This window comes from Pseudolysinimonas sp. (genome assembly GCF_044239695.1).
Lineage (GTDB): Bacteria > Actinomycetota > Actinomycetes > Actinomycetales > Microbacteriaceae > Pseudolysinimonas_A.
Map to the genome: position 1 here is coordinate 1 of NZ_JBIIAW010000092.1, position 12,070 is coordinate 12,070.

Annotated in this window: 14 protein-coding genes; 2 read left to right on the forward strand and 12 right to left on the reverse strand. The window is 69.0% G+C overall.

Annotated features, from left to right (window positions below):
* The coding region (locus ACILQS_RS12765) for a hypothetical protein (protein WP_395640508.1) at positions 1–1,065 on the forward strand (1,065 nt) is incomplete at its 5' end.
* A 176-nt stretch (positions 1,066–1,241) separates the two neighbouring features.
* Here the strand turns inward: ACILQS_RS12765 and ACILQS_RS12770 are convergent.
* On the reverse strand, positions 1,242–1,904 hold the full coding sequence (locus ACILQS_RS12770; protein ID WP_395640509.1) for a hypothetical protein: 663 nt from the start codon (positions 1,902–1,904) through the stop codon (positions 1,242–1,244).
* Between the two features lies 1 nt (position 1,905).
* Entirely contained in the window at positions 1,906–3,321 is a 1,416-nt protein-coding gene (locus ACILQS_RS12775; RefSeq protein WP_395640510.1) for a hypothetical protein, read from the reverse strand.
* Positions 3,322–3,478: 157 nt separating this feature from the next.
* Here ACILQS_RS12775 and ACILQS_RS12780 point away from each other — a divergent pair, with 157 nt between their 5' ends.
* Positions 3,479–3,997 (forward strand): Pycsar system effector family protein, encoded by a 519-nt coding sequence (locus tag ACILQS_RS12780; RefSeq protein WP_395640511.1) that lies wholly within the window; start codon positions 3,479–3,481, stop codon positions 3,995–3,997.
* An 18-nt stretch (positions 3,998–4,015) separates the two neighbouring features.
* On the opposite strand, the gene ACILQS_RS12785 is transcribed toward ACILQS_RS12780, so the two are convergent.
* From ACILQS_RS12785 to fliN, 10 genes are all read right to left on the reverse strand, one after another.
* The gene (locus tag ACILQS_RS12785) at positions 4,016–4,921 is read right to left on the reverse strand and encodes an NAD(P)-dependent oxidoreductase (protein WP_395640512.1); all 906 of its coding nucleotides are present in this window, start codon (positions 4,919–4,921) and stop codon (positions 4,016–4,018) included.
* A 20-nt stretch (positions 4,922–4,941) separates the two neighbouring features.
* Positions 4,942–5,205 carry a carbon storage regulator gene (locus tag ACILQS_RS12790; RefSeq protein WP_395640513.1) on the reverse strand — a complete coding sequence of 88 codons (264 nt, stop codon included), beginning with the start codon at positions 5,203–5,205 and terminating at the stop codon, positions 4,942–4,944.
* A 17-nt stretch (positions 5,206–5,222) separates the two neighbouring features.
* Positions 5,223–6,017: a hypothetical protein gene (locus ACILQS_RS12795; protein ID WP_395640514.1), complete on the reverse strand. Its 795-nt coding sequence runs from the start codon at positions 6,015–6,017 to the stop codon at positions 5,223–5,225.
* A complete protein-coding gene (locus ACILQS_RS12800; RefSeq protein ID WP_395640515.1) occupies positions 5,992–8,046 on the reverse strand; it encodes a flagellar biosynthesis protein FlhA in 2,055 nt (684 codons plus the stop codon). The genes ACILQS_RS12795 and ACILQS_RS12800 overlap by 26 nt, the downstream gene beginning before the upstream one ends.
* 23 nt (positions 8,047–8,069) lie before the next feature.
* Positions 8,070–9,164 (reverse strand): flagellar biosynthesis protein FlhB, encoded by a 1,095-nt coding sequence (locus tag ACILQS_RS12805; RefSeq protein ID WP_395640516.1) that lies wholly within the window; start codon positions 9,162–9,164, stop codon positions 8,070–8,072.
* Between the two features lie 7 nt (positions 9,165–9,171).
* Complete coding sequence (locus ACILQS_RS12810; RefSeq protein WP_395640517.1) at positions 9,172–9,912, reverse strand: flagellar biosynthetic protein FliR; 741 nt, start codon at positions 9,910–9,912, stop codon at positions 9,172–9,174.
* Between the two features lie 7 nt (positions 9,913–9,919).
* Entirely contained in the window at positions 9,920–10,195 is a 276-nt protein-coding gene (gene fliQ, locus ACILQS_RS12815; RefSeq protein ID WP_395640518.1) for a flagellar biosynthesis protein FliQ, read from the reverse strand.
* The gene (gene fliP, locus ACILQS_RS12820) at positions 10,195–10,896 is read right to left on the reverse strand and encodes a flagellar type III secretion system pore protein FliP (RefSeq protein ID WP_395640519.1); all 702 of its coding nucleotides are present in this window, start codon (positions 10,894–10,896) and stop codon (positions 10,195–10,197) included. The genes fliQ and fliP overlap by 1 nt, the downstream gene beginning before the upstream one ends.
* 3 nt (positions 10,897–10,899) lie before the next feature.
* A complete protein-coding gene (locus tag ACILQS_RS12825) occupies positions 10,900–11,724 on the reverse strand; it encodes a FliO/MopB family protein (RefSeq protein WP_395640520.1) in 825 nt (274 codons plus the stop codon).
* On the reverse strand, positions 11,724–12,070 hold a 347-nt coding region (gene fliN, locus ACILQS_RS12830), incomplete at its 5' end, for a flagellar motor switch protein FliN (protein ID WP_395640521.1). The genes ACILQS_RS12825 and fliN, both read right to left, overlap by 1 nt.

Consider the following 12,070-nt stretch of genomic DNA (forward strand, 5'->3'; position numbering starts at 1 on the left):
GCCGACGACCTCGCCTTCGCGCTGGCCCAGTTCGGTGAGGACCGCACCCGCGACTTCGCCCGCGCTCTCGACGCCGCGCGCGCCGACCTCGACCGGGCGTTCGAACTGCAGAACCGGCTCGACGACGCCGAGTGGGAGGGCGAGAACCGCCGGCGGGGCTGGGCGAAGAGCATCCAGGCCATGGCCGATCGGGCCCGGGAGACGGTGCAGGTCGAAGCCGCGCGCTTCGCCGAGCTGCGGCGCAGCGAAGAGAGCGCACCCGAGACGCTGAAGCTCATCCGCACGCAGCTCGCCGCCGTCGAGGCCCGGCGCGCGGACGCGACGAAGGTGCTCGCCGTACTTGCCGAGGACTACGTCGACGCCGCCGTGGCTCCCGTGGCCGGCAACCTGGAGGCCGCCGCGACCGCGGTCGCCGAGGCCCGTGCCGCCGCCGACGAGGTCGACGCCGCGATCGCCGCGAGCCGGGTCACGGCGGTGACCGACGCCCTCGCCACGGCGCAGCAGCGTGCTCGGGATGCCGCCGCCCTGCTCGAGGCGATCGAGCACCGCCGCGACGAGCTGGCGGCCGCCGTCGCGGGTGTCGCCGCGCTGGCCGCCGAGCAGAAGACGGCGCTCGAGGAGGCGCGGGCCCTGCGCGACGCTCCGCCGGACCCCGACTCGTCGGCGATCGTCAACGACGCCGTCGGCGCCCTCGAAGCCGAGCTCGCCACGCTCGGCGGCACGGGCCGGCGCGATCCGGTCGCCGAGCTCGATCGCCTCGTGGATGCCGGGGACGCGCTCGACGTCGCCGTGTCGGCGGCGCGCAACCAGCAGCGCCGCCTCGACGGCGCGCGCGGCGCCCTCGCCGGGGCGCTGGTCTCGGCGCGCACGCAGATCTCGTCGGTCGAGGACTACATCGGCTCGCACGGCGGCGGCGCGGGGTCGCGCACGAAGCTCGCCGAGGCGAAGCGGGAACTCGTCATCGCCGAGAACGAGGCCGACCCGGTCGCCGCCCTCGATGCGGCCCGGCGCGCGCAGAACCGCGCCCGCGACGCCGACGACCTCGCGCGCTACGCGGGCGGCTGAGACCCCAACGACTTCCAGGAGAATGTGGCCGAGGAGCGGCTGCATCCAGTCCGGGTCTCTCGCGCCTCGATAGGACAGATGGTTGAGGTCGCGGCTGAGCGGGCGAACGTACCGCACGACCTCCGGTGCGGGACCGAACGTTCGGCTGCCTTCCGGCGATCGGGGCACGCTCGCTATCAGAGCATTGAAAGCTCGTCGGACGACGCGTCTCGCCTCGCGCGATCTAGATGAATCTCGCTAAAGGCGAGACGCACGTCAGGTCGCTTGTCCCGAAGGAGGCGTGCATCATCGAACTTCAGGCAGGCGATCTGTGTTGCTTGGTCAAGATGCGCCAACGTCGCCAAATCGACGACCCCAAGAGAGTCAGCAGTGGAGGGCTCGTAGCCGACGAGCCGGCTGCATAGGTCAAGCGGACGCCCTAGGTAGTCCGCGCCGAACGTTCGTGCAGAACCCGCCGTTACTGCCGCCCTAAAATCCAACTTGGGTGCGCCAAAGCGGCCGCTCGCCTCCGCAACGGCATCGGCCAGCAGCAACATCTCAAACGCGTGGCGAAGAGTGCGGGCGTAGACGAACACGCCATCGCCGAGCTCCTTGAACAGGCAAATGTCACCTGGCTTGTAGGAGCCCAGGAGCTCGCGGATTGCGATGACGAAGGCGGCGCTCCGCACGTACTCTTGCTCTTCGCTGATCTCTCGAGCGGCCGCACTCCCCACCAAGTCGACTATCACCCAGAACCCGAAGACCTCTTCTGAATTCGTGAACAGGCGCTGACCCGCCGCCGCGGCATTGATGCTGAACCTATTCGCAGTTGTCGCAAGTTCACTAAGAGGGATGGCCACGCTAGCGAAGCCCCACGAGTTCGAACACATCGCGGTCTGACATCGTTGCGAGCACCGCGACGCTCGCCTGAACTCGAAACTCTTTGCTCTTGGCCAGAAGCGCGACTTGTTGTTCTTGCTCGTCGGTGCCCCACCCTTCGAGTACAGCGATCCGGTGCACGGCCCTACGCAGAGGGCTGCCGTCATAGGCGTCAGCCTTCGCGAGGATGTCCAACGCAGTGGAAATCAGCGCTTCTAGTGCGGAGTTACGCGCCTCGATCAAGCGATGGCCGAAGACTTGGCGGCCAAGGAAGTCCTTGGTGTAACGAAGGACTTCCTGTCCCCCGTCCGAGAGCGTGATGGTTTCCCTGATCCTTGACTCGCGGCGCGTTCGATCATCGCCGAGCCTGTCGAGCCGAGGCTCGGAAGTGTTGACCAGGTCGTGAATGAAGAACGAGTACAGCGCACCGGAGTCCTTGGCTGTGAGTGCGGCGTACGCCGTGGGCGTCCAAGAGTGTGCGTCAGCACCGAGCGTCGCAAGGACTGGCGACCTCTCGTCGAGAAGATCGACCCGCGATGCCTCCGCGAGGTTCTCAATCACCCATGCAATGTCATCGCAGTAGCGCGCGACCATTGCCTCGTATGTCGCATGTGAGTTGGAGATGCCATAGCTGGTCTCGCCAAACTTCACTTCGTGGGAGAACTCGTCGGAAACGTCCTTCAATGAATGGTGCCAGATCCCATAGAGAAGCTGTGCAGTGTAGAGCGACCCTTGTCCGTCGGATCGAGGCTTCTTCAAGAAGGGATTCATTGCAAGGTGCCAGTAGCTGAACATGCCCGACGTGTACGGCGACGAGTCTAGATCGCTGAAAGCCCACGGGAAATACTCGCGGACAGCGACACGGCTATCTGGATTCTTGATTTTTGCAATCCACGTCGGAATCCCGCTTGGCTCGTTGCCAAATTTCTGAGGGACAGGCTCGCCCCTTGTGAATTGCTTGATGATCCAGTCGGGAACACGATCTTTCCCGACGTGGATGAAGGGGACCGCTCCGATCTTAGAGCCAAGCGCGATGGCTTCCGCGAGGTCGGGATTCAGCCTTAACCTCGTTGCGATCACCCGCGCAAGGTGGGCGGCCTTGACCGCATGACTGGTGTAGTTGCGCGCACGCGTGGTGTTGCCGAAGAGCAGAACGTGATACTTATCGTCCTGCCTTCGGAAACGATCGGAGTAGAGAATTCTGTCACGGTCGAGAGAAAGAGGCGTCCTGCCCTTGACTCGAGATTGAGTCTCAGGGTCTGCGTAACTTCGGCCCAGCACCTCCACTGCTGACTCACCAGTGAGCAGCGTTGCTTGGGCGCCCGTCATCGCCTGAGGCCTAAGTTCCAGCGGTTTCTCGATGGCGAGAACATGCTGTGTATAGACGTCGCTAGTCACGGGAGCCCTCTCGATCACGAGTTCGAACTCGCCAATCCTCGCCAGATCCCGGCGATCATTGACTGGAGCTTCGATTAGCGGCAATCTACCGACAACGTCACCGCAAACAACCCTGGAAGGACCAGGACAACAAATCGTGTCGGATTCGGAGAACAGCGTGACAGTCGAACCCTCGGAGAGCGCTTGGCAGATCTATGCGGCAATCTCCGATGCGATCGGAAAGGTTGACGCGAAGGCGTCCTACTTCTTGGCCCTCGACTCGGGTCTCGTCGTGGCACTGATTGCGCTCTCTGATGGAGGCCAAATCTTCGAGTCCGTCGATCCGATTCGTAGGGGACTCTTCTATTGGCCCGGATTCGCGTTGTTGCTGGTGGCGGCAGCACTGGCCGCGTGGGCGATCGCGCCGCGTCTCAACGTCGCCAAAGCGGCTCAGACTCCCTCAAATCACTCGGGATCGGACTTCACGTACTTCGGGCGCCTGCGGTCACTTGCCCCACGGGAACTCGAGCGCATCCTCAGCGAGGAGGACCCGACCGCCTCTCTTTCGCGGAGCATTGTCGCAATGTCGACAATCGCATGGAGAAAGCATCGGATCGTGTGGTGGTCGCTTCTTACCACCGGGATTGGTGTCCTTGCGGAAGTGACGTTGGCAGCGTTGGAGATCGTTCTTCCGTAGCAGGAGGAGCCTTCGCGCTCACGCCGACGCGGCAACCAGGTTCGACGGGGTCTCCCCCGCCGCCAGCGCCGCGATCTGGCGCCGCACGAGGGCCTCGACGGCGTCGGGCATCGTGCGCACCTGACCGCCGACGTGCGGGGAGATGACGACGCCCGGCGCGCTCCACAGCGGGTGCCCCGCGGGGAGGGGTTCCGGATCGGTGACGTCGAGCCCCGCCCGCAGCCGCCCGGTGCCGAGCTCCCCGAGCAGCGCATCGGTATCGACGATGCCGCCGCGCCCGATGTTCACGAGGATCGCGCCGTCGGGCATCCGGGCCAGGAATCCCGCATCGACGAGGTGGTGCGTCGAGTCGTCGAGCGGCAGGCAGATCACGACGGCCTCGGCACCGCTCAGCAGCTCGGGCAGCTCGTCGAGCGCCGCCACCTCGCCGCGGGAGTCGGTGCGCCGCGACCGGGCCACCCGCACCGGTCTCGCGTCGAACGGCAGGAGGCGGTCGACCATCGCGCTGCCGAGTCCGCCGGCACCGACGACGACAACGCGGAGCCCGGCGAGGCCGCGGGTGAAGCCGCCGCGCCACTCCTGGGCATCCTGCTGCCGCACGAACCGCGGCAGGTCGCGTTGCGCGGCGAGCACCAGCGCCATCCCGATCTCGGCCGCCGGACCTTCGTGCACGCCCGCCGCGTTGGCGAACGCGACCCCCTCGGGGAGGCGCTCGAGCACTCCGTCGTAGCCGATGCTCTGGCTCTGCACGAGCCGGACGGCGACGCCGTCGAGCGCCGCGAGTAGATCGAGCGACCCCATATAGGGCGGCACGACGACATCGATCGCCGGCCACGGCGCCGGGGAGGCGAGATCCCACACGACGACCTCGGCCGCGTCGGCGAGCCGCGTGCGCAGGTCCTCGGTGGGGACGGTGATGCGCATCCGAGGCGAGGGGACCGCGGTCAGGAGGAGGCGCCGTCGGCGGGCTTCGCCGCCCGGCCCCCGAGGGCTTCGGCGAGCGCCGCCCCGGTCGACTCGTCGCCGGCCTGCGCGGCTTCGGCGTTGGCTTCGGCGAGCGCCTCGACCACTTCGTGCCGCTGGATGCGGATGCCCCGCGGGGCGTCGACGCCCACGCGCACCCCGTCGCGGCGCACATCGATGATCGTCACGACGATGTCGTCCCCGATGAGGACCTTCTCGCCCTTCTTGCGTGTGACGACCAACATGGCGTCGAGACTAGCCCCTAGCCTCCGAGTTCCCCCCGAGGCAAGCCGAGGAGTCCGACCGTGCCGGCACTCGCGGTGTACGGGCCGGCGAGAGCGAGATACGCGTCGAGGCGGCGGTGCCGGGCGAGCGCGCTGACCCAGGCCTTGGTGTCCTCGTGCTTGCGCGCCGGGTCGATCACGACCCAGAGCCGGTCGGGCGCGATCTGTCCGACCCGGATGTCGGCGGCGACCTGCTCGGGATCGCCCGAGCCGACGCCCCAGGCCAGGAAGACGGGCAGCCCTGCCTCCTCGGCATCCGCCTTCTGCAGCACGGCGGTGCGGCGGTCGTCGATGCGGGCAGCGGCGCGCGACTCGAGTCCGCCGCCGATGCGCAGGATGCCTGCGGGGCCGGCCAGGTGCGCCGCGACGGGGAGCGCCTCACCGAGCAACCCGGCGATCATGACGAGTTCGCCGGGCGCGCGCTTCAGCATCGCGATGCGGGGCACCGTCGCTCCCCGTCCCAGCGGTCGGCGGGTGGCGAGCATCGACTCGAAGTCGCCGAGCACGCGATCGAATCCCGGCCCCTGCGTCGACAGCCGATCGGATGCCGGAACGAGCGCCTCGTCGTCGAGCGACTCCGGCAGATCCGGGAGCACGGGATCGGGGAGTTCGACGACGAGGTCCAGGTAGCGGCGGGCGAAGAAGCCCGCGATGCCGCCGGTGCGCACCTCGTCGACCCGGATCAGCCGGGCGGACGGCCCGTGCAGGGCGCGTACGTGCGCCGCCGGGTCCCCGACCCGGGCGGGGTCACACCGCAATCGGATCCAGGACACGCACCACCCCCACGGTCTCGATCGCGGTCTGCGCCGCCGCAGCCTCCTGGTAGGAGAGCACGGGCAGCCCGTCCCGGTGGGTCGCGACGAGGCGCCGCACGGCGGGGCGGAGCGCGGGGGCGCAGACCAGCACGACGGGCGTGCCGGCCTGACGCGCGGTCTCGACGATGCCGGCCAGCGACGTGATGACGGCTTCCAGGCGCGTCGGGTCGAAGACGATCTGTGCGCCGCCTTCGCCCGGGCGGAGCGACTCGAGCATGGCCTGCTCGAGCAGCGGCTCGATCATGACGACGTGCAGCTTGCCGTCCTCGAGGTGGGGCTGCGCGATCACCGGCCCGAGCGCGGCGCGGGCGGCTTCGACGAGGCCGTCGGGGTCGCTGGAGACCTTGGCGCGCAGGGCCAGCGCCTCGTAGATGCGGCCGAGGTCGTTGATCGGCACCCGCTCGGCGAGCAGCCCCTGCAGCACCCGCTGCACTTCGGCGAGCGACAGCAGCGACGGCACCAGTTCGTCGACGGCCGCGGGGTTGACCTGCTTGACGCCGTCGGTGAGCAGGCGCACGTCTTCGCGCGAGAGGAGCCGCGGGGCGTTCGACGAGATCACCGCCGAGAGGTGGGTGATGATCACCGACACCCGGTCGATGACCGTGGCGCCCGCCATCTCGGCGCCGTGCCGCATCTCGATCGGCACCCATTTGCCGGTCATCCCGAACACCGGGTCGACGGTTTCGACGCCGGGCAGCGCGTCGAGGTGGTCGCCGAGCGCGAGCAGGCGACCGACCGGGGCGGTGCCGCGGCCGGCTTCGACGCCGGCGACGCGGATGACGTAGGTGGAGAGCGGCAGCTCGACGTTGTCGCGGGTGCGCACGGGCGGCACGACGATGCCGAGTTCCATCGCGAGCCTCCGGCGCAGCGCGCGCACGCGGCCGAGCAGGTCGTCGGAGCCGGAGGCGATCGGCACGAGGTCGGGCGAGAGCTGGATCTCGAGGGCGTGCACGCGCATCTGCTCGATGAGATCCTCGGCGCCGTCCTTGGGCGTCTCGTCGGCCGCGGCGGCGGCTTCGAGCTCGGCGTCCTGCACGACGCGCTTCTTGCGCGCCGCGACGCGGCGGCCGAGCACGATGAGGGTGAGCCCGACGACCGCGAAGGGCAGCAACGGCATCCCCGGGATGAGCCCGAGCACGATCGCGCCGGCCCCCGCGATGGTGATCGCGAGCGGCGACTGGGTGAGCTGCGTCGACGTCGTGGTGCCCATGTCGGCTTCGGCGTTCGAGCGGGTCACGATGACACCGGTCGACACGGCGAGCAGCAGCGCGGGGATCTGGGTGACGAGGCCGTCGCCGATCGTCAGGATCGCGTAGGTCGAGAGCGCGTCCTCGACCGCCATCCCGCGCTGCAGCATCCCGATCGCGATGCCGCCGACGACGTTGACGACGACGATGATGATGCCGGCGATCGCGTCGCCCTTGACGAACTTCGACGCTCCGTCCATCGCGCCGTAGAAGTCGGCTTCGGCCGAGACCTCGGCGCGACGCACCCGCGCCTGGTCCTCGGTGATGGCGCCGGCGTTGAGGTCGGCGTCGATCGCCATCTGCTTGCCGGGCATCGCGTCGAGGGTGAAGCGCGCCCCCACTTCGGCGACGCGCTCGGCGCCCTTCGTCACGACGACGAACTGGATGATGACGAGGATGAGGAAGACGACGACGCCGATGATCAGCGAGTCGCCGACCGCGACGTGGCCGAGCGCCTCGATGACCTGCCCGGCATAGCCGTCGCCGAGCACGAGCCGGGTCGAGGCGACGTTGAGGCCGAGGCGGAAGAGCGTCGCGACGAGCAGCAGCGACGGGAAGATCGAGAAGTCGAGCGGCTTCTTGACGAACATGCTGGTCAGCAGGATGACGAGCGCCAGCATGATGTTGACGATGATCAGCACGTCGAGCAGCGCCGCGGGCACGGGCACGACGAGCAGCAGCACGATGCCGACGATGCCGACCGGCACGGCCAGGCTCGGCCAGTTCTTGCGCAGGTTCACTTCTTCTCCCGGGGGTGGACGACTCAGGCGGCCGCGCTGAACGAGCGCAGCGGACGGTGGATGCCGCGGGCGGACCCGCGCTTGGTCAGCGAGGCGACGAACGCCAGCAGGCGCGCGATCGCGGTGTAGAGCTCGACGGGGATCTCCTGCCCCACCTCGCACGCGGCGTAGACGGCTCGGGCGAGCGGGAGGTCCTCGATCATCGGGATGCCGGCATCCCCCGCCCTCTCGCGGATGCGGGTCGCGATGTGGTCGGCGCCCTTCGCCACGACGCGCGGGGCCGACCGACCGGGTTCGTATTTCACGGCGACCGCGAGGTGGGTCGGGTTCAGCAGAACGACGTCGGCGGTGGCGACGGCGGCGAGCATCCGGTTGCGGCTCATCGCGAGCTGCCGGCTGCGGCGCTGGCCCTTCACGAGCGGGTCGCCGTCGGTGTTCTTGTGCTCGTCGCGGGCCTCCTTCTTGGTGACGAAGGTGACCTTGCGGTTGCGGCGGCGCACGACGAGCACGTCGAACAGGGCGAGCACGAGTCCGGCGACGACCGCCGCCTGCAGCAGCGAGGTGACCCCGCCGGCGGCGGTGTCGAGCACCACGGCGAGCGGCAGCCGTCCCGCGCTCATCAGGATCGGCACGAGGCCCTGCACGACCATGAACAGCACGCCGCCGATGACCAGCGTCTTCAGCAGCCCCTTGCCGCCCTCCCAGAGCGCCTGGAACCCGAACATCCGTTTGATGCCCGCGACGAGATCGAAGTTGCGCAGCGACGGCACGATCCGCCGCGGGTGGATGCCGCCCTGCGCCGCGACGGACACGATCGCGGCGATCGCCACGACGCCGAGCATCGGCGCGAGCGCGGGCAGGACGGCGTCGAACGCCTCGGTCGCGACGGCGAGCGCCTTCTCGGGCTCGGGGTCGGCGATGACGTCGCGCACGTGCAGCAGCGCGGCCCCGGCGGCGTCGGCGGTGGCCTGGCCGACGGTCGTGAACGTCGCCGCCGCGGCGGCGACGCCGACCCACGAGGCGAGGTCCTTCGAGGTGCCGACGCTGCCCTTCTCGTAGGCCTCCTTGAGCTTGCGGGGGGAGGCCCGTTCGGTGCGTTCTCCGGCGGTGTCGCTCATCGCCGCATCACCTCAGTCCCAGCAGAGCGGTGACGGCGTCGCCGGTCAGCGTCTCGACGATCCCGGGCAGCGCCGAGACGACGATGCCGGCGAAGACGATCGTCAGCAGGATCTTGAGCGGGAAGCCGAGCGCGAAGGCGTTGAGGGCCGGCGCCACGCGACTGAGCAGGCCGAGGCCGACGTCGGCGAGGAACAGCACCACGAGAAGGGGGGCCGCGATCTGCAGCGCCGAGAGGAACATCTGGCCCAGACCGCCGAGGAACAGGTCGGCGTTCGCGGGCAGGTCGAGCCCCGCGCCGACCGGGATCGCCCCGAAGCTGCGGAACAGACCGCCGAGCACCAACTGGTAGCCGTCGGTCACGAACAGCAGCGCGAGCGCGACGAGGTGGAAGAGCTTGGAGAACTGGGCACCGTTGATCATCGACATCGGGTCGAAGCCCTGCGCCAACTGGAAGCCGCCGAACAGGTCGATCATCGATCCCGCCGACTGCACGGCCGAGAACGCGAGCATCACGAGGAAGCCGAGGGCCAGCCCGATGACCAGCTCCCCGGTGAGCGAGATCAGGAATCCGCCGATCTCCTGCGGCGCGTAGTCGCCGGTGACCCGCGGGGCCACGGCGACGCCGAGACCGACCCCGAGCATCGCCTTGATGCGCATCGGGATCGCGTTGTGGCTGAACGGCGGCGCGATGACGACGAACGCCGTCACGCGCACCCCCGCCAACGCCACCGCCTCGAGCCAGCCCATGATCGCTTCACCCTCCGCTGACGAGGCTCGGGATGCGGTCGAACAGCTCGGTGGTGAACGACACCATTTCGGCGATCATCCACTGGCCGCAGACGATCATCGCGACGGCGACCGCAACGGCCTTCGGCACGAACGACAGCGTCACCTCCTGGATCTGGGTGATCGACTGCACGAGCGAGATCGCGAAGCCGACGACGAGCGAGGTGATGAGGATCGGCGCGCCCAGTTTGGCGGCGACGACGAGCGCATCCTGCGCGAGGTCGAGAACGGCGGCGGCATCCATCAGGTGCTGTAGCTCCCCACGAGGTTGGTGACGAGCAGGCCCCAGCCGTCGACCATGATGAACAACAGGATCTTGAACGGCAGCGACACCATGACGGGCGGGAGCATCATCATGCCCATCGCCATCAGCGCCGACGAGACGACGAGGTCGATCACCAGGAACGGCACGAAGATGACGAAGCCGATGATGAACGCGGCCCGCAGCTCCGAGATCATGAACGCCGGCACGAGGGTCTGGATCGGCACCGCCGACGCGTTCGACGGGTTGTCGAGCCCGGCCGCGCGGGTCATCAGCGCGATGTCCTCCTCGCGCGTGTGCGCGAGCATGAACTGCGAGAGCGGCTGGAGGGCGGCATCCACCGCGCTGCCGAACGACATCGAGCCGTCGAGGTAGGGCTGCACCGCGTCGGTGTTCACCTCGGTGAGCACCGGCCACATGATGAACAGCGACAGGAAGAGCGTGAGGCCGGCGAGCACCTGGTTCGGCGGCACCGTGGTGAGCCCGAGCGCGTTGCGCGTCATCGAGAGCACGACGAAGATCTTGGTGAACGACGTCATCATCAGCAGCAGCGCGGGCGCCACCGACAGCAGGGTGATGCCGATCAGTACGACGACGCTGGTCGACGGCTCCCCGTTGGAAGCGGCCGTGCCCGAGCCGAGGAGACCGTCGAGGATCCCCCCGAGGTCGTCAGTCCCGTCCATCCGCTACGAGGCGCGGCGGAGCACCGGGAGGTGCACGGCGAGCGGGGACGCGGTCGAGTAGTCTCTGGGCTTCTTCTCGTCCGGCTCGGTGTTCCTCAGGAAGGCCGCGAGTGCGCCCGTCGCCCCCGTCTGCGGCACGGGGACGGGACGAATGGATGCCGGGGGCGCCTCGATCGGTGCGGGGGGCTTGGCCTCGACGCGGATTCCGATCGCGCCGGCGAGGGTGCGTGTCATGTGAGGGAGCAGTTGTTCGGCGAGAGCCGGGATGTTGACCCGGCGACGACGCCGACGCGGGGCCACATGCTCCGCCTTCTCGCGCCCGGCCGTCGTCGCGGTGACGGTCGCCAAGGTCGGGGTCTCGGCGGCCTCCTCGAGCGCTTCGCGGAAGACCGCGGCGAAGTCGACGGGCTCGGGCTCCCGGACGTCCGCCGTGGCACGGGTCTCCACGGCGGACGCGGCGACCGGGGTGAGGTCGCTCTCCGGGGCGATCGCCTCGGGGTGGGCGATCACGGCGGTCGCGGGGGCGACCACCAGGGGTTGCGGGGTCGGGGCGGGCTCGAGCACCGAGATGCCGTGCTCGGTCACGCCGAGCACCATCTTCACGCCGTCGATCTCGACGACGGTGATCGAGGCCTTCGCCCCGAGCCGGTGGGTGCCGAGCACGGTGATCGCCTTCTTCGACGCGCCGAAGCGACCGGCGACGGCGGACTTCGTGCCGCCGGCGGACTTCGCCCCGGCGCCGGTCACCTTGCGCTGCACGAACCAGATCACGGCGAGGATCGCGCCGAGCGCGACGACGACGCGGAGCGCCAGAAACAGGGTCTCCATCAGGCATTCTCTTCCGGGTCGAGGATGCGCGTGATGCGCACCGCGTAGTCCTGGTCGACGACGACGACCTCACCGCGAGCGATGAGTCGTCCGTTGAGGAGCACATCGGCGGGGGCGCCGACCGAACGGTCGAGTTCGATGACGGCGCCCGGCTCGAGCGAGAGCACCTCGCGCACGCTCATCCGCACCCGACCGAGTTCGACGGTCAGATCCATCGCGACGTTGGAGATGCGACCGAGGCGCGCATCGACCGCCCCGGACGCCGGCGTGGGCTCTGCGGCGCTGCGCACCGTCACGCCGAACCAGCCGACGACGCGCCCGGCGGCCCGCAGTTCGTAGCGGGTGT